This window comes from Planktothricoides raciborskii GIHE-MW2 (genome assembly GCF_040564635.1).
GTDB classification, from domain to species: Bacteria; Cyanobacteriota; Cyanobacteriia; order Cyanobacteriales; family Laspinemataceae; genus Planktothricoides; species Planktothricoides raciborskii.
In genome coordinates this window covers 3,056,453-3,083,349 of the sequence record NZ_CP159837.1, presented here as the reverse complement: position 1 = coordinate 3,083,349, position 26,897 = coordinate 3,056,453, and the positions used below count along the sequence as shown (strand labels likewise).

Here is a 26,897-nt window from a genome sequence, read left to right as displayed (position 1 = left end):
GGTTCAATCTGGCTCTTTTAGCAGTCGGCTTACTGACTACCTATGACAAAATTTCTAGTGCCTGGGATATCTACACTTATGTCTTCGGTGTCATCAGGTATGGCCTATTTGTCAATATCTTTTATAATCTAGGTCCATTCATTGATATTTATTTTAAAGCCTGGAACATCGATATTGGCGTGTGGCGAAATGTCTTGTTCACCCTGGGACTGAGTTTTTCGGTTTTAATCACTCTTTTGTTAGGGATCAGTTCAGGGTGGCCAGAGTTTGACTAAAACCCCAATCAATAAATTTCCAAAACCTCACAGGCTTAAATCGGTGGAATCAAAGCGTAATCGGTATTTATATCTAAACGAATCCCGTAATTTTAGCGAAGCTATAAATTCACCGAAATTAGCGCTCGCTAGTTTGATAATTGCCAATATTATTTAAACTATAACCATGAATAAACATGATTATAGTTTATCAAAAAATAAGTAAATTAATTGACAATGTATTCGCATTATTGATACTATTTATCCTATGTTTATTCAATGCGATCATTTTGGGATTTGCCGTAGCGGGGGAACAAATTTTTGCTCCAAAACTTTACAACTATAGGCTTGACATGATAAGAGAATGGCGGTTTAAAAATGAGCATACCTCGATTGTCACTGTCAGTATCCGAAACCCAGTCCCCAAGAGGACTATGAGCATAAATGCGCGATCGCCTTCAGACAGAACAGAGATTTTTCAATCACCCAACCATTTAATTCCAAGGGAGAACATAAATAACAACCAGGAACAGAGAATTAAAATATGAATAAAAATCGGTTAAATCGTGGGCAGAAAGTTTTTGGTTTAATCATGGCAATTCTGATGCCATTTGGAATTTGTGCGATTTGTTTCATTCTCTCACTAATTTTAGGGATGAGGATAGCTGGCCCGGAAATTGCCGATTATGAGAGTGGATATTCACATCATGCTAATGAAGATGCAGCAATAATAGCTGTGACAATTTTTCATCTGTTTTTTTGGATGGGATCCGTTTTCAACACTAAATACTTAATTGATACCAATCTTTGGATCGCCTCAGTGGTTTCTCTACCATTTTTGGTTTTATTTTTTTCATCTTGGTCTGGGGTGATGTTCTTAATTTTGGTTGGCTAGGGCTATCCCAAATTAGCCTAAGCAAATCTAAACATAAACTAATCATAAATTTAATTAAAGAGCAATTTGTTGATTAAATTAATTTAACGTTTAATTTATTTTTAAAAGTAGTTTATTGATGAAATTAAATATGCTTTGCTCCGGCGGAATATTGGCGATCGCATGAATTTATGGCAGCCCAAGTTTTTAATTCATGGGATATCCCCTGGTTCACTGACTCAAATTGGGTAATAGATGCGATCGCGAAGCGTTGCGGATGCAACATCGCCACTGCCCGCAATAAATTTTTAACAGACCTAAATTTTCCAGATTATTAATCGCTTCTATCAATAAACTGGGGATTTTAAACCGAGTGAGGATTACCCACCAAAGCAGCTTTGACTGCGATCGCCGAAAATTTTGCTGGGCAATGCCCATCGAAATCCTGAAACGGGAAAGCCAAAGGTTAACATAAATCTCAAAATTGTGTAGATTTGTAAAAAAGAGTGACTGAGATTAATTTATGGTGCCTGCGGTTTTCATCGAAAAACTTCAAAAACGCTACGGGTCAACGGAAGCGTTGAAAGATGTCTCTTTTGCGATCCAGCCTGGGGAAATTTTTGGTCTACTCGGTCCAAATGGGGCGGGTAAAACCACGACAATTCGGTGTTTATGCACTCTGGCGACTCCAGATGCCGGTCGGGTGGAGGTTTCCGGGATTGATGTGGTGGCGAACCCCAGGAGGGCAAGACAACGGCTGGGTTATGTAGCCCAAGAAGTGGCTTTGGATAAGATGCTGACTGGGCGGGAATTGCTGCAATTGCAAGCGGATTTATATCATCTGCCCGCTGATTTGGCGAAAACACGGATTTCCCAGGCGATCGCCCTGTTGGGGTTGGACGAATGGGCTGCCCAACGGACGGGGACTTATTCCGGGGGGATTCGCAAACGCCTTGATTTGGCTGCTGGTTTGCTGCATCAGCCCGATGTTTTGGTGTTGGATGAACCCACGGTGGGATTGGATATTGAAAGTCGGATGGCGGTGTGGAATTTCTTGCGACAGTTGAAAGACCAAGGGACGACGGTGTTGATTACCAGCCACTATTTAGAAGAAGTGGATGCCCTGGCTGACCGGGTGGCCATTATTGACAAGGGGGTGGTGATTTCTTCTGGGACGCCTTCGGACTTGAAAGACCGAGTGGGAGGCGATCGCGTGACTTTGCGAATTCGCGAGTTTACCCCTCTGGAAGAGGCAGAAAAAGCCAAATCTTTGTTGGCTTCTTTGTCTTTTGTCAAAGAGGCGATCGTGAATCAATCCCAAGGCAATTCTTTAAATTTGGTAGTGCAACCAGAAAACGATATTTTGTTGCATATCCAGCAAACTTTGCGGGATGCTGGGTTGCCTACTTTTGGCATTGCCCAATCTCGTCCTAGTTTAGATGATGTCTATTTGGCGGCAACGGGTCAAACCCTGATGGATGCCGAAATTGCCGCCGCCGCAACTCGCGACCCGAAAGCAGAACGGAAAAAAAATATGCGTTAATTTGCGTTAATTTGCGTTAATTTAGCAATCTGGAAAACTACTTGACCTAGAAATTTGACCTAACATGGATTCCCGCATTTGCGGGAATGACATATCACGAAATTTGCACAGATACTCACTAAAAAAAACACGAGAAAACTATGACTAGAACGGTTACTTCTCCTGAAGCAGAAATCACCAGAGAAAAAACAGTAAATCAAACTATGCCCAAAGAAAATTTGGTGGGTGAATTAGTCCAAGAAACTTTGGCATTGACCAAAAGATTGTTTATTCAGTTGCAAAGAAGACCTTCAACCCTGATCGCGGGCATTATTCAGCCTTTAATGTGGTTAATTTTGTTCGGTGCTCTATTTCAAAATGTGCCAGAGGGATTATTTGGGGGTAGCGAAAATTATGCCCAATTTTTAGGGGCAGGGGTGATTGTGTTTACCGGCTTTTCTGGGGCATTAAATGCCGGTTTGCCGGTGATGTTCGATCGCGAATTTGGCTTTCTGAATCGGTTACTGGTAGCGCCGTTGGCTTCTCGGTTTTCCATTGTTTTTGCTTGTGCCATTTATATTGTTGCCCTGAGTTTTATTCAAACGGCAGTGATTATTGGCGCTGGGGCATTTATGGGGGCTGGGTTGCCCAATGCCCTGGGTTTAGGCGCGATCGCCTTAATTATGTTCCTGCTGGTTTTAGGGGTGACTGGCTTAAGTTTGGGTTTAGCTTTTGCCTTACCCGGTCACATTGAATTAATTGCCGTAATTTTTGTCACCAACCTGCCATTATTATTTGCCAGTACCGCTTTGGCGCCGCTTTATTTTATGCCCAAATGGTTGGCGGTCATTGCCACCTTAAATCCATTAAGTTATGCGATCGAACCCATTCGCTATCTTTATCTGCATCAAGATTGGACTTTGGGCAATATTGTCATGGAAGCCCCTTGGGGAAATGTTTCTTTTGGCGCTTCCCTGCTAGTATTACTGGGTTTTGCGGTCTTGTCCCTAGTCAGCATTCAGCCGCTACTCAAACGCACTTTCGCTTAAGGTAGCTAAATAGACAAAAAAGCCCCCCTTTTTAAGGGGGGTTGGGGGGATCTTCTACGGTTGAAACGCACTTTCGCTTAAAGAGAAGAGAGGAGAGAGGAGGATTTTACTCCTTCCTATGCATCTCTTTCCTCTTTCCTCTTTCCTCTTGACTTAGTTATGTTGGGTTTCCTTGCGTCAACCCAACCTACAAATGCGACAACAAATGCAACTGCATTCCGCCCGTAAACTTTTCATGGGTTAAAATAGTCAATAATGACAGCGTTCTGTTAATGCCCATGAATAAGCCCATGAATAAAAATACTTCCCTCGTTTTGGCCACAATTGCGGCGATCGCGGCGTCACCTTTGTTCCTAGTGCAGCCAACCCGGGCAGAAGAAAAAACGCCCCAGGAGGTTAACCAGCCTCAAATTGAAGAAAGTCGCGATGACTTTAATTCCACCCAAGGGGATTACGATCGGCCTTTCAATCCCTTTGAACTGATCCACCGGGCTAATTTAGGCGGTCGTCGCAGCATGAGTGATTATCGTCAACAACTGCCGCAAAATTTCAATGATGCAGCGGCTGAATTCCGCGCCCGACAACAGGAGTTATTGCGTCAGCAACGCCAAGTTGCGCCGATAAATTCTGAACCTGTGAATCAACCAGAGGCAACCTCGGATCGGAACAATCTCACGGAAACTGAGGTTGAAGATAACTAAATCTTCAGAATTTTCTGAATTTTCCGATCAATTGGGCAAATATTAGCAACCGGGTTTTTCCAAAAAAACCCGGTTTTTTTACGGCTAATTCTGCATTTCAGACAAAAAAATTGGTATAATACCTATCAGCATTATGTTGAAGTTGAAGATGTTGGAGGTCAGCATTATGTTATCAACAGATCATATCCAAGAATCAATGCTTAAAAGAATTGAGCAAGTGGTGGCTACTTTAATGGCCGATCGCCCATTTTTTCAAGAAGAACTTGATTATATAGAAATAGTTAACCATTTAGCTAAAGTATTTCAGAGAAATTTAACAATTGAAGAGTTTACCCGTCTTTCAGACAGCGACTTAAAAAGTCGTCGCTACTATGCTGGAGTCCGCAACTTTTTTCAGTTATATCAATCTCTAGCAGATACTTGGCGTTTTTACGACAATTCCGATCCCACATAACCTCGAATTATTGCGACAGGCGGAATGACATTAAATGAGATAATATATATCCCAGAAATATGGAAAATTATTGGGGGAAAATAATGACTGAAATCAACGATCGCAAAATAGACGAAATAGACACAGCTTTTGCCCAAGGCATCTTAATTGACCAAGCGATAAAAGAAGCCATTGAGAAAGCGGTATGGGAACATAAACAGGTCGGAAATCCTGTGGCTACATGGAGGGATGGAAAAGTGGTCTGGATCAGCCCAGAAGAACTGAAGATTAAGCCAGAAAATTAAGCTAAACTTAATCGACGTTACTTCATTGGGTTTTTCTCGTGGGGGTTCAGAAACCGGGTTTCTTTTTCATCTCTCGGTTTTGTCAACCAAATTGTCCCAGAAACCCGGTTTCTTGGTTGCTTGCGTGGGGTATAGAAACCGGGTTTCTTTTTCAAATCTTGGGTAAAGTTGCAAAAGTTATCTCAGAAACCCGGTTTCTTGGTTTTCCTCGATCGCCTCTCCTTCAGTTAAAATAGGAAACGGTAAATTATCACCCACAAAATTAGAGCGATCGAGGTAATCTTGGATAGTGGATTTAAATTGAAGCGGGCAAGATTGCAAAATATGAGCAAATTGGGCAATCAACTGTTGGGCAGTTTCCCTATCTTCAGCGGCAGAGGCATGATAATGCGATCGCAAGATTGTCTTGAGATATTCCAGGGTTTGCTCTTCTAGAAAATTTAAATTTAACGGGGTTTCAGAAAAGTTCAATTTTCTGCTAAAATAGCCATAAGCTTGCCGGTGGGCTGACCGGAAATTTTCTGGATTTTGCTTTAAGAGAATTGCCGCTTTTTCTTGGAACAGCGGATGGAGATAGAAAGAGTTGAGGTTAGAGTTATAATATAGCAATTGGCGGCGTTTCAATGCCCGAATAACTTTTTCTTTCAATTCATACATATTAATTTCTGGCATTTGAGCCTGAATTGCCCCACAAGAGAGGGGATAGTCGGGGGCTTCATAAACAGAAATGCGGGTTAAACAAATTCGCTCTAAGTCACTTAACCGAGACATTTGTTGCTCGATGAAACTTTCAATTTCTACGGTGAGTAACCAATCTCGATCTTGTAAAAATTTGCCCACATTTCCGCGAAACTCATCATCATCGCGAATTAAAGCTGCAACCAGTTCTAAGGCTTTAGGGTGTCCTTGATACCGTTCTACCAATTCTAATTGCTCCGAAGCTGAGTCGGTTAAATTAAAAGACTGTAACAAGGCGATCGCGGCTTCTGCATCTAATCCCTTTAAGGCAACTTCTCGGCTAACAGTGGGCGATAACTCGGCCAAACTTTCGCGGCTGATAAAAATCACTTTGCTTTGATGTTCCGTTGCCAATAGTTGTTTGAATAACCAAGCATATTCCCGATAATTTTCGCCAAAATATCCCGCTTTTTCCGCTACCTCTGGGATGAGAATTGTCTCTACTTGGTCAAAGAGTAGCAAGCAGGGTTTTTGCTTGAGTAAAAGAATCAGTTTTTCGGTTTTTTTTAGATAATCTTCTTCCAGAGGCAGCCGCTCCGATGGTTCTTGATTAGATAATTTTAGCAACAAAGAATTGATGGTGCGATCGAAGGGAGTCGCCCCATTGATGACGGAATTAAGCGATTCCCAGGCGATCGCTACAAACCGGGTATTTTCCCTTTGCAGTTCTCGAACAAATTGACTGGCTAAAGTGGTTTTGCCGATCCCCGTTAACCCCACAAGAGAAACCGCTGTGAGAGGAATTTTTTCGATGCCGCTATCTTGGAGGCGATCGAGAATCAGTGATTTTAATGTTTCTAGTTCTTGATGGCGACCCACCCAATTTCGCACGGGAGGCAAGTTGTCTGGCAAGTCAAAGGTGCGATCGGGATCTCCTGGTGCGGGTAAATCTGCGATCGCCTTATCTAATAGGGATTTACTTGATTCAATATCGCGATCGACAATATCTTCCCAATTATCAATCCCCACCGCCTTGCAAATATCGATAAATGTTTCTCGGCGAATTGGCTGCCGTCGCCAAAACCGCTTTAGAGTTGCTTGTGAAGTCAACGCCGCCTGACACCAAAGTTCAGATGTTTTATTCCAGCCCGGATTACGTCTGGCTAAATTAACGATTCTCAGACCTTCTTCAGACGCCCGAAGCAAACCTGCCATCTGAAATCACCACCATCAACTAAATTAGCATTTATTCTAACAGAGAATAACTCAGCCAAGTGAGCCAAATGAGCCAAATGAGCCATTAAATGAGCCAAATGAGCCATTAAATGAGCCATTAAATGAGCCATTATCCCTTCATGCTTCAGGTAATATAGTCAGCAATGCCATCCTTGAATATATGCCGATTCGTCAACTCCGGGGTGAATTATGTTCCTGAGCAAGAGCATGAGGGTTTCTGCTTACCCTTTTGGCGGGAATTTTGCAGTAATTCGGACAGTTGCGAGGTTTGTTGAGCGTTTAAGGGTAGGGGAGGTATGTCTAATTTTGCACTTTCCTCTGTGTGTTGACGGCATTCTTGTAACATCTAGGTTTGTTCTTTTCTCATAGTTTGTGTTATGCTATTTTAGGGTTTAATAGTTGGGTAGGGGTGAACAGCCGTTCACCCCTACAGATATTGTAATGGGATCGGGAAATAGGTTAAAGTTATAGATCAACCTAATTTGTTGGATTCAGGATATTAAAAAATATTAAGAATTATTAACTATGATTGCTTTATGCTGTTGTAGTGTGTTTTAATAAAATATCAATTTAATTTGTAACCAAATCTATGTTTAACTTACAACAGTCTATCGAATCAGTCAAAAATGCCTTTTCTCAAGCACTCCAATCCATTCCTGAATTTCTAAGACTGACAGACACAGAAAAAGGAAAAGTAGTAGATGCTAATTTTAAGTCTCTAGTCAAGGATTTGATGCAAGATTTTGGCATGATTCCGGGTGTAGATTATAAAGATGATTTGCGTGATAATGAACCATGTGCAGATTTTGTGATTCTTTCAGAAAAAGCTAATAATTTAATGAAAGATTTATTAGATGGAAAAATTACAGTTGTTAAAGAACATACAAGAGTAAGTAAAACAGGTAATACTTATACTGTTAACGCTCATTACAGAAAGATTGCGTAAACAATTGATTTTTATTGAGTAATACTTAAAAGGTTAAATATTATGGAATCAAAAGTATTTAAACAAGGTAATTATATTTGGGAATGCAAATCTTCTCACAATTCCAGTGGTGAGATTGATTTAAATTATTTAAAAACAGCAATTAAAAATGTTGAAAAAAGATGGGAAAGAGAAGGAAAGCCTAGTGGTTATTATTATGTTTTTCCTGTAAATTTAATAACTAATACAACTAGACAAGAACTAGAAAGATTTAAGCAATCTTATCAAGGGGAGGTTGATATTAACTATTATGATAGAGAACAAGTACAAAAATTAATTCAAAATTTATCAAAGCTAAGTGATATGAAATCACTTGTTGATTACATTAAACAAGTATGGAAAGGATAAAAAAATGTCACAAGAAATTCAATTTTACACGATAAAAATATATTCTGATATGTTTCTTTCAGAATTTGATGGTGAAACTATTCCTTTTTCCTCAGAAAATCTTTATGAATCTTTTAAAAAATTATTTCAAGGAACAGAAACAAAAGCTCAAGAATATGTAGAAAAATATTTTAATAATGTTGAGTTAGATTATTTGAGTATCTATTTACTTGAACTAGAAAAAATAGATCAAAAATTGGATCATAAATATCAGTATATTTTTGATAAGAACAATAATTCAATGTCATTTATAAATGAATCATTATGGTCAAGTTTGGAAACAATAATATTTGATAAAACCAAAAACTGTTTTTCTAATGACAACAAAAGTAAATCCCTAAAAGATAATGTAAAAATTAGTCAAGATTATAAAAAATTATTAGATTTGTTTCAGAAAAGAATTTTATTTATGGCAATTTTTTAATATAATTTAATTATCTTAGGGGCGATCGATCGCCCCTAAGATAATAATCTAAACTAATTTAATATAAAAAGATACATCTAAAATTAATCTTATGACCTACAATCCTGATATACATAAACGGCAATCAATTCGACTTAAAGGCTATGATTATTCTCAATCCGGTTTTTATTTCATTACAATTTGTTGTTATCAACGTGAATGTTTATTCGGAGATATCATTCATAGTCAAATTATCTTAAATAATTTTGGTGAATTAGTAAAAAAAGAATGGTTAAAATCAGCAGAGATTAGACAAGAGATAAAATTAGGTGAATTTGTAATTATGCCGAATCATTTTCATGGAATTGTTATTATTAATCAGACAAATAACAATTATAATCATGTTCATACAAATGATGTAGGGGCGAACGGCCGTTCGCCCCTACAGGAAATTCAATCATCACCACAACAAATATCAATGACACCTAAATCATTATCATCACTAATAGCAGGTTTTAAATCAGCAACAACTAAGAAAATTAATATTATTCGTAATACACCTAAAACTCCAGTTTGGCAACGTAATTATTACGATCATATTATTAGAAATGATGAATCTTTAGAAAGAATTAGAGAATATGTCCAAAATAATCATTTATCTTGGGAAAATGATCAATTACATCCTAATAATCCTTCTAAATGGTAATTAGTGGATATTTTTTCGGCAGTTGAGATGCGATCGCTCTTTATTCGAGTTGGAAGTGCGATCGCTGATGAAATGGGATAATGTTTAAAAGCGATGATTTTTAACCTCTGGGTACAAGAATGAAGTCCCCTGGAGAAACTATCAGATTAAACCCGGTTTCTGATGTCTGTTAATGAGACAGAGAAGAAACCGGGTTTCTTTTTCATTTCTCGGCTTTGTCACCAAAATTGTCCCAGAAACCCGGTTTCTTGGTTTCTGGGTTTGTGATAATGAGAGGCGATCGCCTAAACTTTAGCTTGATTATCCTGAGCAATTCTAATCAAAAACCTTAAAGCTTCATTCACCGATTCAGCGTTGGGAAAAAAATCAGCCACATCTGCATCTAGCTTAATAATTGTATCGCCAAACTTTTTCCGATTGACTCCCATTTTTCTAACTTTTAACCTTTTTAAGTCATATTCATCTCTCAATTCATCTTCCATGATTTTAACCCTCTTGATAAGCTTTGATTTCTTGTTTGGTAGCTTGTCTAGCGCTAATCAGTCTAATTTTATCTCCTCTTTCGGTATAAGAGACTAACAAAATCCGATTTTTTTACAATTAATAAAGCCCTCCTGTAGGGGCGAAGCATTCCGGCAGATATTTGTGAATTAACACAGAAATTTATGACCGGAATGCTTCGCCCTTACCTACCGGCAGATAAGTAGGTGAACATAATTAATTGCATCGTTCCCCACCGCAAATCCTTGGATTCCCGCCTTCGCGGGAATGACAGTTTTTCTTCTGTTATGGTCTGCATTGATTTCTGCCCACCTACTTATTTGTGAATTAACACAGAAATTTATGACCGGAATGCTTCGCCCTTACCTAGATTTGTGCTTCAGCCAATAGAAAATTCCTGTAACCAATTCCGGCAAAACCGCAAACACCCGGTTTCTATTGTCATTCCCAACTTAAGCAGCGGTTAAATCTTCGCCAACTTCCGTTAAGAAGCGGAAAGCTTTGACAATATATCCCGCGCAAACATAAGGGGAAGTGTCATAAAATTTATCCCAGGCTTTTTGCTTGTCTTCATCATATTTATCCGCCCGTTCGGGATACTTTTCTAACCACCCTTGACGCACTGCGTGACCGATAATTACATCGAGCACTAAATATTGCTCAATTTGTAATTCTGGGTTGCGATCGCAGATATTGGACAACTCGATCAATGCTTCCACATTAAGCTGACGGTATTCCGGCGCATCAATCTTATTCAGCAAATGCTCAACTTTCAGATCAAAATTTTTCTCTCCTTGGGTCATTTCTGACAAGATTAATTCACTATCTAAGCGATTGCGCCGTTCCAGCTTATCCCCAATCACCAAGCCTTTGCAATGTTGCATCAACTTCCAAACCCGGGGATAAAAATCCGGTATCATGCGGTTTAAAGAACCATCTAATTGACGTTTGCGTCGCCAACCTTCTTTGGGTTTTTCCGGTTCTTTTTTCTCCCCAGACAAGACCACCCAATCAATTTCTTTGGCTTGTTTCCGCAAAGCAATTGACTCTTGCCGTTGCAACACTTGATTCATGCCCGCATATTCTTCCAGGACTTGACGCAAGCGAGTTTTAATCTCAAAAGGAGATAATTTCATCAAGGCTTCATAAGCTTCATCTTGAGTCAGATTTAACTCTAATGCCAGTTCGCTAACTAACAGGAGAATTAAATAACCGACGCGCAAGGTGACAAAGCCTTTCAGCAGTTTTGGATCGGATTTAATTAATGTACTCAGATAAATTAAAATTTCCTGAGTTAAGGCGCGATCGCGGATATCTTCCCGACAGAACTCGCGAATTTTTTGCATAATCTTTTGCTGGGACATAGGGCGATTAATCAACGACCCGCTAGAATAAGCCCGACCCACAGTAATTTGTTTTTGTCGGACTAAAATATCCGTCACCGCATCAGACAAACTAATATCTACTTTATTCAGCAAACCAGCGGCATAGCGCACCACTGCCCATAACCTCAATTGAGACGCTTGGGCATATACTTGATCCAGTAAAGTTCTAACTCGGACTGGTTCTCCAGGGCCGCCAATTCCTGTATCAAATTCTAACCCTTCTAAGCGAGTCAGGATATGTAATAACTCCACTTGTTCATAGAGGTTTTCTGACTCTCTGAGTTTGGCGATTAATAATTTTAGATCCGTCTCACATTCTAAGGAAAACTCCTGAATATTGCTGAGGGCGCGATTTTTTTTCGGCTTGTTCCATAAGTAGCGTTTCTGACTAGAACCGCGCACTAATAAAGATTCCGCATTGCGTACCGGGGCTTGGGGAAATTTCACTTCTCGCAGGAAATCAATCCGTTCGATCGCGGAAGTGAGCATAAATTCATTTAATGAACCAAGTTTTACCTTGACATCCCCACATTTCCCTTCGCGAAATTGCTGCATCAACTCTAATAAAGGCGGCAGAATTTCTGAATTCGACCCCGACGGTTCCAACATCGTATGAGTTAGCAATAGGGTCATCGTAGGTCGGCCTAAACCCCGCCAATGGCGATCGATATAGGCTAATTCACTCTTAATATATGCCACCAAAAAATGATAATCGAGAGTTTGATAGAACTCCTGCTGATCCAAAAATGCGGGCAAAAATACCATCACTTCGCCGCAAATGCGGAAAATGCGGGAAGTCATCAAACTCCGCAACCGTCGCATGGGTCTGCCGGTGAGCCCTAATTTTTTATTCAAGCCAATTTCTTTATAAACTGTAGCCAGTTCGCGGGCTTGTCTGACTTGCATGGGGGCAATTTGACCGGGGGTTTGGGTGGCAATGCCGTAGGTAGCGAGTTTCCCTTGTAACTCTTCATCTTCTGCTAACAGGGCAATTTGCACCACGGGTTGTTGCCGCTGTCCTTTGAGATAGTGGGGTTGCCGGTGACGACCGAGGGGGTCAATATCTCCCAAAGCGATCCAGCCGTCGTCCAGGAGTTGACCGACCAGATATAAGCTTTGCGCCCAAACTAGGGGGATATTTTCATTGGGTTTGCGGGTTTGACTGTGGGGGTTTTGCCGTTCCGCTTCGATCGCCTCTTCCGGGACATAGTACAACTCTGGCAATAAGCCCCAGCCATTTTGTTCCACCAGGATAGATTCTAGGCGATCGCGATATTCGGCAATTTGTTGAGCATCTTGGCGAAATAGCCCATCAAGATATAAATAAGTAAAAAATAGCGGCCATTCGCATTCAATATGTTCAAACTGTTTCAGTTCCCAGGGTTCATAATGCAAGCGGCTGGTATCTTCCAAAACCGTTTGATGGCCGTCCCGCAGAAACCGCTTACAACCATATCGCCCTTGGAGTTTGTCGATAATCGTCTTACGGGTGCGATCGACTAATTCTTGGTCTGCGATCGCAAAAGCCGGAAAGCCGATAATGCTCAAAATCGCCGCATCCACTTCCTTAGAGCTCGACTCTCTGGGCAACAGGGATTCTAGGGTAATCCGACAATGGGCAATTTCATCGGGCAAAACGTGAATCACCGACGCAGGGCCACCGCGTACCCCAAACAAATTTAACCCATTAATAGCTTCCAAAGCCGCTTTCGCCATACCGATCGAACTCGCATTCAGTTCGGGGTCGCCATGATTAATCTTATTACCGCGTTCCCAAATCCCATAATCGGGAGTCCGGTAAGTGCGACTAATGTAATAAACCAAATTTTGGATAAAGTTAACTTCATCCTGACTATAGATAATCGTCAAACCGGAAGCAGTCATTTGGGCCAACATCAGCACAAAAATCGAGGTAGCATCTAGTTGTAAATGCCCCCACTGGTCATCCCCCACGACAGTATCGCCGGTTTTCGTATCATATTTGGCGTGTAACGCATCCAAGGGCGATTGAGTGCGCTTAAATTTTTCCACTTTATCCGCTTGACGCATCATAGAATAAAGTAACCCGCGCATCAGCTTAATCGTGCTATGTTCTAGTTCAAAAGTGCGCTGGTCAAAGGCATCAATTTTCCGATAAGCCAAAGCCAAAGCCCAAACCGCGAGAATACTATATACATTGTCTCGCACCCAGGCATCGGTATAGTCACCGTGAGCATTTACCGCAGTGGACGCGGGCAATAATCCGGTAATGGGGTTTTGCCGAGAGAGAATCACCGTGTGAATTTGTTTGTAGTAAGTCTCTAAGGGCGTTTTAGTCTGATTGGTGATTTTGGACATATTAATAATGATGGGAATCAACCATTAATCATTTCCGATGATTTCAGCATGGATTATAGCAAGGTTGGGTCGTTAATCTTCCGCCAACCGCGATCGCTTTTTTTTCAGCCAAATAATTTAGGGAAACCCCGATTCATCCTCAGTAAATCTGGTTGAGAAAACCTAACCGTTAGCCGATTCAGTCTGAGTTGATACAAAAATCTAAAAAATCCTGGAAAAAGTCAAAATTATCCTGAGCAGTTGGTGCGGGGCTGAAAATCGTGTCATCAAATAGCAAAATCTTAGCTTTCCCGGTGCCGCAAATCTCAACCGAGGAAATGTTTGGCTTAATTGTCAAACTTTAATGACAAAGTAAGCCCGGTGTGAGTCAATCAGTCTCTATTTTCTGCCAATTTCTGCCAAATTGGCAACATGGTTTTCATAAATTGTGTTTTCATAGATGCTATAAAGCCCAAAAAGTCAAAAAACCCTTCTTTATATCGATAGAAAGCACATTAGATAACCATAACCTAAAAATTTTTTTCCATAAATTAGTCAGAACCGGGATGCTATTGCCAGATAAATTATCCCAGAGGTAACTTTTATGTCTAATATTACCAATAAAAAACAACCATCTTTTGTGAAAATCGTCTATTCCAAGCTCAAAAAATATGGCAAAACCGAACTGGTGCCAATGGAATTATATAGCGATGGTTCCGTCAAGCGTAGTCTCTCCTATATGGACTAGATAAAAGTTGGAAAAAACCGTCATCAGTGGCTAAATAGGCAACCGAAGCTGAATCGGATTTTGTTCTTTTTTGGATAAAGCCACCAATTGATTTGAGGTTTTGTGACTACAGTCCCAAGGAATTGCCGGAATTTCTTGACCCAGCAATACTTTTAACAAATATCTCCCATAAGCTCTCGCAACCAAGGGAGGAACTGCATTGCAAATTTGGGTATAGTTTTCGATAGTCGTGCCGTGAAAAATGAAGCGATCGGGAAATGACTGGATCCGGGCACATTCCCTAGGGGACAAAAATCGATTTTCTTCGGGATGAATTGAAGTCATCCCCCGCGTCCAATACGCTGTATAAGAAGGCTGTTCTTTCAGTGCTCTACGATATCCTCCACAATAGGCAACTTTATTCTCTTGATATTTACCAACCAAGGATTCCATACCGCCTCCAATGGGCACAGCACTAATTTTTTCTAAGACTCGTTGACTGTGCTTTTGGGTGGTATGGTTTTCTAATCGGTGACTTCCTTCTCTGACCCAAGATTGATAGCCACATTCCGGCAATTTATCATAATCAAAAATGCCCACTTTTTCCCCAATTCCCACTTTGGGTAAATCGGCGATCGCTTCCCAAAGAGAAATTGCTTCTGCGGTGCCGTAGATTTCTCGGTTGATTGAATGGGTGGGTTCAGGTTTTTCTGGCTGAAAATCTTTAGCAGCGATCGCAAAAAAACGAATTCTTTTTTGGGGAACCCCGTATTGACTGGCATCAAGTAAAAAAGTATGCCAATAGTAAGACATGGAATTCAGCCGTTCGGTGAATTCTTCATAGTAGCTGCCATTATATAACCGTTGAAGTCCAGGAACATTTTCAAATATCCAAACTTTTGGTGCAAGTTTTTCCACAATATCTAAGTAAGTCCAAACTAGACTATTGCGAGGATCTTCTTTTCTTTTATATCCCTCATTACTAAAACCTTGACAGGGGGGACTGCCGACAATCAGGTCTGGTTGGGGATATTTGCCATCTAAAGTGTCGATAAATTTTCTTAAATCTACACAAAATACAGCCCTGCCTAAATTAGCGCCAGCGGTTCTACAAGCTGACTCATTAATCTCATAAGAACCAGCGTGTTTTAAGCCAGCCATTTCTAAACCACAAGCCCAGCCTCCGGCGCCACTAAAAAAATCTAAATATGTAAGACTCATCTTTTATTTCCAGTCTTTCGCTACTAAACAGTTAAGCTGTTCTTTTAATTTCTCAATTGTTGCCAATTGCGGAGAAATTATATTAAACCATTCTTTTTCTATACTGTCAATATTATCCTGAAAATATTTCTCCAAAACTAAATGAGCATTTCTAAGAATATTTACTTTTGTAAACTGGTTAACTGTTCTTGATGCGGCGTAGCTTTCTCGAAAAGCAAAGCCCACAACGTTATTGGTAGATTTTGGGAGAATTAAGTCTTCAATAAACTTACAAAGTCCTTGATCGGTTAAAAATAGAAGCCAGTCGTATGACTGCTTGAGTACCAAAAGTTCTTTGTTAGGATTATCTGATGTAAACCAATTACCATGATTACTCGCAATACCTATTGTTAAAACAAAATTTTGTAACGCTTCGGCAGGGGCATCATAAATCAAGTTTTTCAGAGCATCGTCATATAATTTTTTTAGATCAAAACTACCATCTGGTTTGGCTAATGCGCCAAAAATAGTGCCATCCGCACGACGAATTTTTTGCAGTGCCGATACGTGCTGCGCTACATAGGCACCTTGTTTAGCTTTTTCTATAGTTGTTGGCCCTTTTTTTGCGCCTTCTTCAACGCCAACCCGCTTACATTCAAATATTGCAAAAGGATGATTTTTCAACATACTAATTTCAATTGTACCTTGAAATTTGGTAGATTCATAATTTAGTAAATCGGCAATGACTAACTGCTGAAGTTCCGAATTAGTCCCTAGGACACATCGATTTCTTTGTAACAAACTATTTGTGCCAGGTATAGACTTTAGTAATGGGGCTGTCTTCCATTTAAAATTGCTATCGGCAAAAAAAGCATTATCTTTCAAGGCTTTTTGAATTTTTTGAGGATTTATGGGTAACTTTAAATTTTCAAATTCCTGGGTTTGACAATAAACACGGGGATGTAATCCAAACTCAACATTGTGAGTGATATCGGAATTACCAAATTCAGGGATTCGCAATTCTATTTGCACATAAGATGACAGTTGCCATTGACGAATCATATAATATGTAATCAGTTCAACCAGGGTGCCAAGCGCTCGCCCAGCGGCTTTTCTGGGAGACTGTGTAGACTTAAAAACCTCCTGGGATAAAATTGTTTGAATTTCGTCAATAGACCTGTATGACATATAATATTCCTCTAATATTCCTCTAGATATTTATAATGATAACAGATTTTGATCGGTTTTCCAACGGAAAAGCCCAATTAATCGCACCATAATTTCCATGAGCGATCGCCCGTGGACATAGTTATAGCCCGTAGGTTGGGTTGACCAAATAAAACCCAGCAAGATCCTTTTTTATGGGTTTGGTTGCGTTGCTTAAACCAACCTACAAATAGAGAAAGCTGGTTTTGCCCCACCTATTTAATCATCTTCATCACCAGATAAAAGATATTCATCTTCAAAAACCTCTGACCAAGAAAGGCAAGTTAACTCACATTTAACTTTCCTCATTTCGATTTCAGCCTCTTTCACGGCAGATTGAAAACATTTATCCCAAATCGACTCTATAAAATCTCTATTTAAGCTAGGGACTTCTTCTTGAATATCCTCTATTTCTCGACGTGACGACAAAATGCTAATCGCCCAGCTATAAGTGCGTTTTTGAGGTTGGCATTTCCATTTAATGATGTGAAGCATTAAGCGAATTAACTGGCTTTTTAGTGCTAATCTTTTCGATTTTCCCATAGATTCAATTAATGCGTAAAGTCCTTCACTTGCTTCCATAACTTGATTCTCCTGTAATAGTTGCTGGATAGTTACAACCATCTGATATTCCGATCCGGTGGCTAACCATTCCCAATCTTGTTTAGTCAGCATTGCCGTTTCCTCGATCTTATTTATATTGATGAATTTATCATAACTAATTCCACCCAAATTAACCAAGAAACCGGGTTTCTGCTGCTAGAAGCGATCGCACTCTTGTTGTCAGCCAGCAAGAAACCGGGTTTCTCCGCATACTTTTGGTTGGGTGACAAAGCTGGTCTAAAGAAACCCGGTTTCTCTCCAGGGGCGATCGCACTCTTGTTGTCAGCCAGCAAGAAACCGGGTTTCTCCGCATACTTTTGGTTGGGTGGCAAAGATAGTCTAAAGAAACCCGGTTTCTGTCACTTGCAAAAACCCAAGCGTTGGGTTATAATCAAAAGTAGCCGCCTCGATTCTATGGTTCGAGGCCAACAGGTTGTGCAAAATTGGCAGTCTCCTTAGCTGTTCGAGTAAAGCAAAGCGCTGTGCCATCAGCCTAGTGAATCGAGCGGTTATTTTATATTTTTATTCAACTTTCAATATGCCAAAAATTATCGAAGACTTAGAAAACAATCTTTTTGTTTATATTTATACTAACGATCATATTCCGGCTCATGTTCATATTTTTAAAGGAAGAAAAAATGATAGCAATCAAAAGGAGGTCAAGATAAATATCGGCAGTCAAAGTCACAGACCTTCTGTCGTTACTGCCAGCGAAGACATGAAAAATAAAGATATCATCGCCGCACTGAAGTTAGTCGCGGCCAATCAAGAAATGTTATTGAATAAATGGCAAGAAATACATGGCGGTAAATTTTAACTGGGAATTTGAGTTAACCGAGGAAAATCTGGCGGCAGAAATTGCCAAAGCTAAAGAAGCCGGAAAAAAAGCCAATGCTACGGAACCCCGTGCGGAGTCTGCTGCCTATGATGAGGCGAATGATTTAATCGTGATTCGGCTAAAAAATGGCGCAATATTCAGTTTTCCTCCCCAACTGGCACAGGGTTTAGTAAATGCAACCCCCGATCAACTGAGTGATATTTGGATATCTGCTTCTGGGAGTAGTATTCACTGGGACAGTTTAGATGTGGATTTGGGTATTACTGAATTATTAGCCGGTATTTTTGGCACAAAAGCTTGGATGAGTGAGTTAGGGCGAAAGGGGGGTGAAAAAACTTCGTCGGCTAAAGCAAAAGCGGCACGAGAAAATGGTAAAAAAGGAGGCCGACCTAAAAAGAATGCTCCTCTGACAACTTAAAAACGTTTGGCTAAATTAGCGATCGCACTCTTGTTGTCAACCAATCAGAAACCGGGTTTTTATTATACTTTTGGTTGGGTAGCAAAGATAGTCTAAAAAAACCCGGTTTTTCTCCAGGGGCGATCGCACTCTTGTTGTCAGCTAATCAGAAACCGGGTTTCTATGATAATTTTGGTTGGGTGGCAAAGATGGTCTGAAGAAACCCGGTTTCTCTTCGGGGGCGATCGCACTCTTGTTGTCAGCAAGTAAGAAACCGGGTTTCTATGATAATTTTGGTTTGGTGGCAAAGGTGGTCTAAAGAAACCCGGTTTCTCTTCGGGGGCCAGTTAATCATCTCGATCGTCATCAGATAAAAGATATTCATCTTCAAAAACCTCTGACCAAGAAAGGAAAGTTAACTCACATTTAACTTTCCTCATTTCTATTTCAGCCTCTTTCACGGCAGATTGAAAACATTTATCCCAAATCGACTCTATAAAATCTCTGTTTAAGCTAGGAACTTCTTCTTGAATATCCTCTATTTCTCGACGGGAAGACAAAATGCTAATCGCCCAGCTAGAAGTGCGTTTTTGCGGTTGGCATTTCCATTTAATGATGTGAAGCATTAAGCGAATTAATTGGCTTCTCAGTGCTAACCTTTTAGATTTTCCCATAGATTCAATTAATGCGTAAAGTCCTTCACTTGCTTCCATAACTTGATTCTCCTGTAATAGTTGCTGGATAGTTACAACCATCTGATATTCCGATCCGGTGGCTAACCATTCCCAATCTTGTTTAGTCAGCATTGCTCTTTCCTTGAGATTATCTATATTATTTTGATAAATTTATCATAACTAATTCCACCCAAATCAACCAAGAAACCGGGTTTCTTGAAGAAACCCGGTTTCTGCTGCTAGAAGTCATGGTAGGGTGCGTTAACGCAGCGAAGCGTAGTGTAACGCACCGAGACCACCTCAATTGTCTGCCGAATTTTCTGAGTTATTGTAATCTTGTGGATCAATGGTAAAAATTGCCAGAAAATAAGCTAAACTAGACAAGGCGATCGCGTCCAACAAACAATAACTAAAGTCCAACTTGAAACCGCAATTATTGCATCCGGTGAAAAAATGCTCAAAGAACTACATCTAAAATATGTCGGCCCTGCACCGCAATTCGATATTGAGTTAGCGGACAGACTCAATATATTTACAGGGGATAATGGCCTCGGTAAGACTTTTTTGTTAGAAATTGCCTGGAGAGGTTTAACAGAAACTTGGGTACAAAAACCTCCTTTGCCTCGCAGAGAAAAAGGCGCTGAACCGGAAATCAAATATTTAATTCAGGACAATGTTATAGATGGTAACACAGCACAACTGATCACCAGTAAATTTAAGTGGCAGCGGCAAGAATGGTCAAAATTTCGGGGGAAGCGATCGCACCCTGGTTTGGTCATTTATATCGGCACCGAAGGTGAATATTCGGTTTGGGATACGGCGCGGAATTATTGGGAACAATGGGACGATGAAGAAATAGATGCAAGTATCAATAATCGATTAGATGCTTATCAATTTACTGCGGATCAACTCTGGAATGGGCTAGAAGAAAATGGTAAAGTTCTCTGTAATGGTTTGCTGCGAGATTGGGTTAGCTGGCAAAACCAACCGGAGCAAAATGAAAGCTCACCGTTTAGAGTTTTATGTCAGGTCATAGAAAAGCTGGCACCTCATCGAGATGAATGGATGAAACCGGGAAAACCGACAAGGGTTTCAACCCAGGATGTTAGAGATATTCCTACTTTGGAACTTCCCTACGGAACTGTTCCTGTCATCCATGCTTCAGCCGGAATTAAACGCATTTTAGCGATCGCCTATTTATTAGTTTGGACATGGTATGAACACCAGCAAGCATCGGACTTCAAAAATCAAGATCCATGCGATCGGTTAGTCTTGCTAATTGATGAAGTAGAAGCCCATTTACATCCCCAGTGGCAGCGGTCTATTTTGCCTGCGCTTTTGGAAGTTCCCAAAGCCCTCAAAGCAACGATGAAAACTCAAATCATTGCCACAACTCATTCCCCTTTAGTGCTCGCTTCAATAGAACCTGATTTTGATGAACAACAAGACCAACTTTTCTTATTTGAATTAGAGGATAGCAATGTCACCCTCAGAGAACTACCTTGGGCAAAACATGGAGATGCGGTCGGTTGGTTAACTTCACCCATTTTCGGGCTAGAACAAGCCCGTTCTCGTGAAGCAGAAATAGCGATTAAAGCTGCTAACGCTTTGATGCGCGGTGAAAGTTTAGATACTTTCCCAGAAAATTTGCAAACTAAAGAGCAAATTCACCAAGAATTGCTTAGAGTGTTGACAGATATTGATGAGTTTTGGGATCGATGGACTGTTAAAATAAAAAAATAGTCCATTGACTCAATAGATTGTGATCAGAAAAAAATAGTCACTATGATGCGATTTCAAAGACCGCCAGAACCCGATGATTTTGATGCCAAAGTGCGACAGCCAGGAAATGCTTGGTTATCCGGAAATATTCATCTCAAAAAAATTAGCTTTAAAAATCACACTTATTGGACAAAGTGTATAAACCAATTAGCTGATGGATTTAACGGTTTTTGCGCTTATGCTTGCATTCAACCTTTCTCAGGAGTAGTGGATCATTATTTAAGCAAAACAAAGCATCCTAATCAAGCCTATGAATGGTCGAACTATCGATATGCTTCGGATAAACTGAATCAATATAAAAGTGATTTAGAACAGGATCAAATACTGGATCCTTTTGAGGTAGAAGATGATTGGTTTGAAATTTTGTTACCTTCTTTACAGTTAGTTGGGACTGAGGCTATTCCGGCACATGAATTAGAACGAGCTAAGACAACCCTTGACAAGTTACACCTCATCAATGGTGAATGGATAATTAAAACACGAGCAAGACATTATAAACAATATAACGAGGGTAAATTGTCTATACAAGGTTTAGAACAAGAAAATCCTTTAATTGCTCGTGCGGTGAAACGTTCCCAAGATTATTACCAAAAAGGTAACGAATTCTATAACTGTGAGGATTACCAAAGCGCTATCCAGAATTACAATCAAGCGATTCGGATTAATGCTGTCTATGCTGAAGCTTATCTAGGCAGAGGGAAAGCTTACTATCAGTTAAAAAATTACCAAAATGCCCTAACAGATTATCACGAAGCAATTTACCAAAATCCTGAATTGAAACATTTTTTTGGCGAGGTCTGATTCACTATCAAAACAAAAATTATCCTCAAGCTATTGAGGATTTTACCCAAATCATTAAACAAGATGCTAACAAAGGAGAAGCTTACTACTTTCGAGGTTCGGCTTATAAAAAAGTGGGAAAACCCAAGTTAGGAAATCAGGATATTAAAAAAGCGGCTGAACTTTTGCCTGTTGAAAACATATAAAAAATAATCTAAAAAAGTCAATCTGCTTTACCGTATTATTATAAAATAGATCGGCAACCCAAACCAAGACCTTCTGAGAAATGTCACAAGCAGCAATAACCACAAAATCTTCTGTATTCGGCTTACCCGTTCACTTATTAGACGACTATGTAGGCTGGTTGACGGAACGAAGTGAACAAAAAAAGGGAACTCATGTGGTGACACTGAACCCAGAAATCTCGATGCAAGCCCAGGAAAATCCAGCTTTTGGGGATATTATTCGCCAAGCGGAATTAGTGGTTCCTGACGGCGCCGGTATTGTATTTTATCTATGGCTGCGAGGCTTAAAAGTGAAACGTTGTCCCGGCATTGAACTGGCAGAGTCAATGATAGAAATTGCTGCCAAGCAATCAGATAGTTGTTCGGTGTTTTTCTTTGGGGCAAAACCGGGTATTTCAGCCAAAGCCGCAGAGTCTTGGCAACAAAAATTACCAGATTTAAAAATAGCGGGGACTGAACATGGTTATTTAACTCCAGAAATCGAGGCAAATTTGTTAGCTAATTTGCAAAAATTGCAACCTCGATTGATTTTAGTCGGGTTGGGAGTACCCAGGCAAGAATTTTGGATTGCCGAACACCGTCACCTCTGTCCCGAATCAATTTGGATCGGGGTTGGTGGTAGTTTTGATATTTGGGCGGGGACGAAAGCTAGGGCACCTTTGTGGACTCATAAGTTACACTTGGAATGGGCTTATCGTTTGTATCAAGAACCTTGGCGTTGGCGCCGAATGTTGGTGTTGCCCCAGTTTGCCTGGAAAGCAATTATTACATTAGGGCATTAATATTACATCCGGTTCTATCCTAGGGGCGATTCGCGATTCGCCCCTAGGATTCGTCAAAGGTCATTCCCCCGAATGCGGGGGTCATCTGTCATTCCCGCGAATGCGGGAATCCATAAGAGGGCAATAAATTTAGTTTCCGCCGTAACCTACCCCATAGATGATGGAATTTTGACGATCGCGATCGCCATCATATTCAGGTAGTATCATCTCATATAGTATCTGAAACAGTGGTGATTCCCGTCTCAGGGAAAAAGACCATAAAATCAGTCTAGAATCAGTCTAGAATCAATTAAGAGGCAAAATAATGGGATATTCCATTGATGTGTATGACCATGACTTTGAGCAAGAAGTATTAGAAAAATCCTATGAAACTCCGGTAATTGTGGATTTTTTTGCCACTTGGTGCGGCCCTTGCCAAATGTTAAAGCCGATGCTGGAAAAGGTGGCGCAAGAATATGATTGTGTGGTGGCTAAGGTGGATATTGACCAAAATCCTTATTTATCTCAAGCCTTAAAAATTGAGGGAGTTCCCGATGTTAAAATTATCTATCAAGGTCAGCTAATTAATGGCTTTGTCGGGGTGCTAACAGAACCCCAACTTACACAACTTTTAGCCAAATGTAATATTAAACGTCTGGTGGATGATGAGTTATCCGCGATCGCCTCTGGAACTTTGACCAAAGACGGGGAAGCATCCCCAGAAATGTGGCAAAAGTTACTAGAAAAATATCCCAATAATCCCAAAATAACTTTAGATGCGGCTAAATATTTTATTTCCATCAATCAAATAGAAGCAGCCCAAGAATTACTGGCCAATCTTCCCCAGAATAATCCAGAATTTGTCCCCGTAGGAAAAGCGATCGCGGCTTTAATTCAATTTCAAATTGCTGCTAGTGATGCGGGGGAAACCGACTTAGATCGGTCTTTTGCTCAAGGGGCAAGCTTTACCATCGAAGGCCACTATAAAGCGGCATTAGACTTATTTTTAGCAGTGGTAGAAAGCGACCGAAAATATAAAGATGATGGAGCGCGAAAAGCCATCTTGTTAATTTTTGATATTTTAGGCAACGAGAATCCTCTGACTTTAGAATATCGCCAAAAGTTAACCCTGGCTTTATTTTAATTGCTTTTATTTTAATTGCCCAGAAATTAGCCACCAGATTAGCCACCAGAAAATTCCAACTTAAGGATGGTTTTTTCTGGTTTTAATAAATTAATAAATTAATAAATTAATAAATTGCGGTAGCGGGTTTCCGTTTGACCATTAAGGGAATTAAAGTGGCGCCAATGAGTAAACCTAAGCCATGAGTCCAATAAGCCAAGCTAAATTGGTTGATGGTGACAGCAATTTCTAGCCGACCAACGCCATAAAATATTTGTTGGACAAACCACCAGCTTAAATAAAAAAATGCCGGAATTTCTATGGGAATAAAAATAATCACCAAGGGCAGGATACTTTCTATTTTTGCTTTGGGAAAACTGAGCAAATAGGCTCCTAAAATAGCCGTGATCGCGCCATTACTCCCCACTAAAGGATTTGTTAAAGTAGGGTCAATTAGCGCCTGTCCCACCCCAGTCAATAATCCAGATATAATATAAAATATCAGAAAGCGGCCATGACCGAGAATTTCTTCTAAGCTTTTGCCAAATACCCATAAAAATAGCATATTTCCCAGGATTTGACTAAAACTACTATGGAGGAATAAACTCAAGAAAATTGACCCCAACGGGAGAATAATTAAAGCTACCCAATTGGCGGGGTTATTGCTACTCATGGCATCAGTAGCGATCGCATGAATTCGCGAGGGGACAATGCCCCAAGTGGTCAGAAATTCCCCCAAAGTTCCCTTTAACTCTAGGTTAAGTTCCCCCATAAATAGGGCTAAATTTATGCCAATGATACCCCAGATGACTAGGGGTTGCCGTGATGGAAAGCGATCGCTAAGAGGAATCATAGTTTTACCTGATTTACCCGAATTAAGTTAAAATATTTTACAGATAACAGATAGCTGCCGGTTTAATCCCAATCAGTGATTAAGCGGTTGGCGTTTATACCAAATTTGATCGAAAACTCCCTTATGCTTAAATTTACTGTCGTCATCACCACCTATAACCGTTTACCCTTATTAAGACGGGCGGTTGAATCAGTTTTATCCCAAACAGTCCCTTGTGAATTAGTCGTGGCTGATGATTGTTCCACCGATGAAACTCAAGCGTATCTGACAAGTCTGGGCGATCGCATTATTTATCATAGAAATCCCGTGAATATGGGTCATGCAGAAACCGTCAATGCTGGGGTAAAAGCCGCAACGGGAGATTGGATCAAAATGTTAGATGATGATGACTATCTTGCCCCGAATTGCATTGAAAAATTCACCAAAGCGATCGCCCTACGTCCTCAAGCGGTGATTTGTTCTTGTCAAGCGATTCAAGTCAATGAAAATGAACAAGAACTCTTTAGGACTCAACCCAATGGTCTCGGCAAAGCTTTCTATGTCCCCCAAGAAGATATTCACTATGGAATGCTAATGGATCAAGTGCCCTTTGGCACCCCGGTACAGGTAGCTTTTCAAAGAGAAGCTTTTCTCAAATCCGGGGGCTGGGATAGTGCGTTTAATTTAAACTATGATGACATAGATTCTTGGTTAAAAATTGCTCAATATGGGGATGCGGTTTTTATTAATGAATATCTGGCTTATCGCACCTTATGGTCTGGTGGATTAAATGTCAAGTTGGCCATTAAAGACCGCTTAAAAACCAATATTATGATTAAAGAAAAAATCTATAATCTCGTTAGTCCATTATATCAGAATAAATTAGATCCATTTGAGAGCATCAAACGATACATGGCCTTACATTGGATGTTTGTGTCCTTGAAAAATAAAAAAATATCCGACGCATTAAGCGTGGGCATTCCGGCAATATTTTCTCTGTCCGGCTGGTTCCTTTTTGCTAAATTCATTTATTCTCGGAAAATCAATAAACAAGGAAATAAAATTCGCCAACAAGTGATTTTATCTTGAGGTCAATCTGGAGGTCCATCTAACGAAAATAGTTGGTGGTTGGTGCCCCCCAAGCCCGATGGCGGTCGAAGGGGGGTTGGGGGTTGGGGGTTGGGGGTTGGGGGTTGGGGGTTGGGGGTTGGGGGTTGCTGAAATTTTGAGTTAGTAAAGTTTTGTAACGTTTTTAGCCATTTGAAAAAAGGTATGCTAATCTAATAATAGATACCAAGAGTTCAGAGAAAACAGGTTTCACCTGGCTGCTACAGGGTATCAACGGTAGTCAGCCATCTGAGAGCGGATTGTCTAGATAGGCGTGGCATTTCGTCATAAATTAAAGGCAAGTCTGTGGTTCATACAGGAGGTTATTAACAGCCCACCTAAAGGACTCTGCGATAAATCTTGTAAACTCTAGTTGTAAACCTTTTACTATAGGAACGTCGTTTTATTTGTTCCTTAAACCCGAAAGCAATTTGTCTCTTGAATTTGATTAAGCCTAGCCACCTTTGGCTAGGCTTGTTGCATTTTAGGGGAGTTTGTAGGGGCGAAAAGCTTTCTCGCCCTGCCACTTCATCCCATTTCACCGAAACTAGATCGGCGCTGCCCGGAGTTTTTTGGCTGCCAACTGGCTGCCAACCCAGAGAACCGATTCAACCTGATTAGCAGCATCCCACGAGAACGCCACCGATAATCAGGAAAGGCAGACCCAAAAATAGGCCAATTCCTGGGAGGAGTAATGCGGGAATGGTGCCAAGGATGATAAAGCCAAGTCCGATCGCCTTACGAATTGGCTTGAGGCAGCAACCGAGGATTTTGTTCATGTTGATCACCTGTATGAGATGAATGACTAAAGATTTCAGTTAATTAGTCTATCTTATTTCTCAATACGGTGGTTGGGGTGTTCCTGTGCGGGGGAATTTCTGGGGATC

The 26,897-nt window shown here is 40.4% G+C and carries 32 protein-coding genes; 19 read left to right on the top strand and 13 right to left on the bottom strand.

Features of this window, described 5'->3' with window-relative positions; genetic code table 11:
* The first annotated feature begins 846 nt into the window (after positions 1-846).
* Positions 847-1,149 (top strand): hypothetical protein, encoded by a 303-nt coding sequence (locus ABWT76_RS13060; protein WP_354636237.1) that lies wholly within the window; start codon positions 847-849, stop codon positions 1,147-1,149.
* Positions 1,150-1,359: 210 nt separating this feature from the next.
* Here the strand turns inward: ABWT76_RS13060 and ABWT76_RS13055 are convergent, their stop codons facing one another.
* A complete protein-coding gene (locus ABWT76_RS13055) occupies positions 1,360-1,566 on the bottom strand; it encodes a hypothetical protein (RefSeq protein WP_354636236.1) in 207 nt (68 codons plus the stop codon).
* Between the two features lie 85 nt (positions 1,567-1,651).
* Here ABWT76_RS13055 and ABWT76_RS13050 point away from each other — a divergent pair, with 85 nt between their 5' ends.
* The 5 genes from ABWT76_RS13050 (at position 1,652) to ABWT76_RS13030 (ending at position 5,138) form a co-directional block, all read left to right on the top strand.
* Positions 1,652-2,671, top strand: coding sequence for an ABC transporter ATP-binding protein (locus tag ABWT76_RS13050; protein ID WP_354636235.1), 1,020 nt, complete (start codon positions 1,652-1,654; stop codon positions 2,669-2,671).
* Positions 2,672-2,811: 140 nt separating this feature from the next.
* Positions 2,812-3,699: an ABC transporter permease gene (locus tag ABWT76_RS13045; RefSeq protein ID WP_354636234.1), complete on the top strand. Its 888-nt coding sequence runs from the start codon at positions 2,812-2,814 to the stop codon at positions 3,697-3,699.
* A gap of 290 nt (positions 3,700-3,989) precedes the next feature.
* Positions 3,990-4,400, top strand: a complete 411-nt coding sequence (locus tag ABWT76_RS13040) for a hypothetical protein (RefSeq protein WP_354636233.1) — start codon at positions 3,990-3,992, stop codon at positions 4,398-4,400.
* Positions 4,401-4,566: 166 nt separating this feature from the next.
* On the top strand, positions 4,567-4,854 hold the full coding sequence (locus ABWT76_RS13035; protein ID WP_354636232.1) for a hypothetical protein: 288 nt from the start codon (positions 4,567-4,569) through the stop codon (positions 4,852-4,854).
* An 83-nt stretch (positions 4,855-4,937) separates the two neighbouring features.
* Positions 4,938-5,138 carry a hypothetical protein gene (locus ABWT76_RS13030; RefSeq protein WP_054467429.1) on the top strand — a complete coding sequence of 67 codons (201 nt, stop codon included), beginning with the start codon at positions 4,938-4,940 and terminating at the stop codon, positions 5,136-5,138.
* Positions 5,139-5,315: 177 nt separating this feature from the next.
* On the opposite strand, the gene ABWT76_RS13025 is transcribed toward ABWT76_RS13030, so the two are convergent.
* A complete protein-coding gene (locus ABWT76_RS13025) occupies positions 5,316-7,031 on the bottom strand; it encodes an NB-ARC domain-containing protein (RefSeq protein ID WP_354636231.1) in 1,716 nt (571 codons plus the stop codon).
* A gap of 208 nt (positions 7,032-7,239) precedes the next feature.
* A complete protein-coding gene (locus ABWT76_RS13020) occupies positions 7,240-7,398 on the bottom strand; it encodes a hypothetical protein (protein WP_242050049.1) in 159 nt (52 codons plus the stop codon).
* A gap of 243 nt (positions 7,399-7,641) precedes the next feature.
* Between ABWT76_RS13020 and ABWT76_RS13015 the strand changes: the two genes are divergently transcribed.
* The 4 genes from ABWT76_RS13015 (at position 7,642) to ABWT76_RS13000 (ending at position 9,533) form a co-directional block, all read left to right on the top strand.
* Positions 7,642-7,998 carry a hypothetical protein gene (locus ABWT76_RS13015; protein WP_354636230.1) on the top strand — a complete coding sequence of 119 codons (357 nt, stop codon included), beginning with the start codon at positions 7,642-7,644 and terminating at the stop codon, positions 7,996-7,998.
* Positions 7,999-8,040: 42 nt separating this feature from the next.
* Positions 8,041-8,385, top strand: coding sequence for a hypothetical protein (locus ABWT76_RS13010; protein WP_354636229.1), 345 nt, complete (start codon positions 8,041-8,043; stop codon positions 8,383-8,385).
* A 4-nt stretch (positions 8,386-8,389) separates the two neighbouring features.
* A complete protein-coding gene (locus tag ABWT76_RS13005) occupies positions 8,390-8,848 on the top strand; it encodes a hypothetical protein (RefSeq protein WP_354636228.1) in 459 nt (152 codons plus the stop codon).
* 91 nt (positions 8,849-8,939) lie between these two features.
* Positions 8,940-9,533, top strand: coding sequence for a transposase (locus tag ABWT76_RS13000; RefSeq protein ID WP_354636227.1), 594 nt, complete (start codon positions 8,940-8,942; stop codon positions 9,531-9,533).
* A 284-nt stretch (positions 9,534-9,817) separates the two neighbouring features.
* On the opposite strand, the gene ABWT76_RS12995 is transcribed toward ABWT76_RS13000, so the two are convergent.
* The 3 genes from ABWT76_RS12995 to ABWT76_RS12985 form a co-directional block, all read right to left on the bottom strand.
* Positions 9,818-10,015, bottom strand: coding sequence for a hypothetical protein (locus ABWT76_RS12995; RefSeq protein ID WP_190880029.1), 198 nt, complete (start codon positions 10,013-10,015; stop codon positions 9,818-9,820).
* Between the two features lie 4 nt (positions 10,016-10,019).
* Positions 10,020-10,115: a BrnT family toxin gene (locus ABWT76_RS12990; RefSeq protein WP_199317451.1), complete on the bottom strand. Its 96-nt coding sequence runs from the start codon at positions 10,113-10,115 to the stop codon at positions 10,020-10,022.
* A gap of 371 nt (positions 10,116-10,486) precedes the next feature.
* Positions 10,487-13,756, bottom strand: coding sequence for a glycoside hydrolase family 15 protein (locus ABWT76_RS12985; RefSeq protein ID WP_190880031.1), 3,270 nt, complete (start codon positions 13,754-13,756; stop codon positions 10,487-10,489).
* Between the two features lie 583 nt (positions 13,757-14,339).
* On the opposite strand from ABWT76_RS12985, the gene ABWT76_RS12980 reads away from it, so the two are divergent.
* Complete coding sequence (locus tag ABWT76_RS12980) at positions 14,340-14,483, top strand: hypothetical protein (RefSeq protein WP_190880033.1); 144 nt, start codon at positions 14,340-14,342, stop codon at positions 14,481-14,483.
* Positions 14,484-14,513: 30 nt separating this feature from the next.
* Here the strand turns inward: ABWT76_RS12980 and ABWT76_RS12975 are convergent, their stop codons facing one another.
* The 4 genes from ABWT76_RS12975 to ABWT76_RS12960 all read right to left on the bottom strand — a co-directional run bounded on the left by ABWT76_RS12975 (position 14,514) and on the right by ABWT76_RS12960 (position 17,803).
* Positions 14,514-15,683, bottom strand: a complete 1,170-nt coding sequence (locus ABWT76_RS12975; RefSeq protein WP_354636226.1) for a DNA cytosine methyltransferase — start codon at positions 15,681-15,683, stop codon at positions 14,514-14,516.
* 3 nt (positions 15,684-15,686) lie between these two features.
* Positions 15,687-16,850 carry a hypothetical protein gene (locus ABWT76_RS12970; protein WP_354636225.1) on the bottom strand — a complete coding sequence of 388 codons (1,164 nt, stop codon included), beginning with the start codon at positions 16,848-16,850 and terminating at the stop codon, positions 15,687-15,689.
* A gap of 237 nt (positions 16,851-17,087) precedes the next feature.
* Positions 17,088-17,543 carry a DUF29 domain-containing protein gene (locus tag ABWT76_RS12965; protein ID WP_354636224.1) on the bottom strand — a complete coding sequence of 152 codons (456 nt, stop codon included), beginning with the start codon at positions 17,541-17,543 and terminating at the stop codon, positions 17,088-17,090.
* Positions 17,544-17,563: 20 nt separating this feature from the next.
* Positions 17,564-17,803: a hypothetical protein gene (locus tag ABWT76_RS12960; protein ID WP_354636223.1), complete on the bottom strand. Its 240-nt coding sequence runs from the start codon at positions 17,801-17,803 to the stop codon at positions 17,564-17,566.
* A 206-nt stretch (positions 17,804-18,009) separates the two neighbouring features.
* On the opposite strand from ABWT76_RS12960, the gene ABWT76_RS12955 reads away from it, so the two are divergent.
* Positions 18,010-18,288 (top strand): DUF4160 domain-containing protein, encoded by a 279-nt coding sequence (locus tag ABWT76_RS12955; RefSeq protein ID WP_354636222.1) that lies wholly within the window; start codon positions 18,010-18,012, stop codon positions 18,286-18,288.
* The gene (locus ABWT76_RS12950; RefSeq protein ID WP_354636221.1) at positions 18,272-18,727 is read left to right on the top strand and encodes a DUF2442 domain-containing protein; all 456 of its coding nucleotides are present in this window, start codon (positions 18,272-18,274) and stop codon (positions 18,725-18,727) included. Before ABWT76_RS12955 ends, ABWT76_RS12950 begins: the two co-directional genes overlap by 17 nt.
* Before the next feature lie 326 nt (positions 18,728-19,053).
* Here ABWT76_RS12950 and ABWT76_RS12945 read toward each other — a convergent pair whose 3' ends face one another.
* A complete protein-coding gene (locus ABWT76_RS12945) occupies positions 19,054-19,512 on the bottom strand; it encodes a DUF29 domain-containing protein (protein ID WP_354636220.1) in 459 nt (152 codons plus the stop codon).
* Between the two features lie 321 nt (positions 19,513-19,833).
* On the opposite strand from ABWT76_RS12945, the gene ABWT76_RS12940 reads away from it, so the two are divergent.
* The 5 genes from ABWT76_RS12940 to ABWT76_RS12920 all read left to right on the top strand — a co-directional run bounded on the left by ABWT76_RS12940 (position 19,834) and on the right by ABWT76_RS12920 (position 24,092).
* Positions 19,834-21,123 carry an AAA family ATPase gene (locus tag ABWT76_RS12940; protein ID WP_354636219.1) on the top strand — a complete coding sequence of 430 codons (1,290 nt, stop codon included), beginning with the start codon at positions 19,834-19,836 and terminating at the stop codon, positions 21,121-21,123.
* Between the two features lie 42 nt (positions 21,124-21,165).
* Positions 21,166-21,963, top strand: coding sequence for a tetratricopeptide repeat protein (locus ABWT76_RS12935; protein WP_354636218.1), 798 nt, complete (start codon positions 21,166-21,168; stop codon positions 21,961-21,963).
* Positions 21,936-22,148, top strand: a complete 213-nt coding sequence (locus ABWT76_RS12930; RefSeq protein ID WP_354636410.1) for a tetratricopeptide repeat protein — start codon at positions 21,936-21,938, stop codon at positions 22,146-22,148. Before ABWT76_RS12935 ends, ABWT76_RS12930 begins: the two co-directional genes overlap by 28 nt.
* An 80-nt stretch (positions 22,149-22,228) precedes the next feature.
* Positions 22,229-22,969 carry a WecB/TagA/CpsF family glycosyltransferase gene (locus ABWT76_RS12925; RefSeq protein WP_054467408.1) on the top strand — a complete coding sequence of 247 codons (741 nt, stop codon included), beginning with the start codon at positions 22,229-22,231 and terminating at the stop codon, positions 22,967-22,969.
* A gap of 304 nt (positions 22,970-23,273) precedes the next feature.
* The gene (locus ABWT76_RS12920) at positions 23,274-24,092 is read left to right on the top strand and encodes a tetratricopeptide repeat protein (protein ID WP_054467405.1); all 819 of its coding nucleotides are present in this window, start codon (positions 23,274-23,276) and stop codon (positions 24,090-24,092) included.
* A gap of 106 nt (positions 24,093-24,198) precedes the next feature.
* On the opposite strand, the gene ABWT76_RS12915 is transcribed toward ABWT76_RS12920, so the two are convergent.
* On the bottom strand, positions 24,199-24,924 hold the full coding sequence (locus ABWT76_RS12915) for a rhomboid family intramembrane serine protease (protein ID WP_190880040.1): 726 nt from the start codon (positions 24,922-24,924) through the stop codon (positions 24,199-24,201).
* Positions 24,925-25,047: 123 nt separating this feature from the next.
* On the opposite strand from ABWT76_RS12915, the gene ABWT76_RS12910 reads away from it, so the two are divergent.
* Positions 25,048-25,992: a glycosyltransferase family 2 protein gene (locus ABWT76_RS12910; protein WP_190880042.1), complete on the top strand. Its 945-nt coding sequence runs from the start codon at positions 25,048-25,050 to the stop codon at positions 25,990-25,992.
* A 635-nt stretch (positions 25,993-26,627) separates the two neighbouring features.
* Here the strand turns inward: ABWT76_RS12910 and ABWT76_RS12905 are convergent.
* Positions 26,628-26,789 carry a hypothetical protein gene (locus ABWT76_RS12905; protein ID WP_190880044.1) on the bottom strand — a complete coding sequence of 54 codons (162 nt, stop codon included), beginning with the start codon at positions 26,787-26,789 and terminating at the stop codon, positions 26,628-26,630.
* Between the last annotated feature and the right edge of the window lie 108 nt (positions 26,790-26,897).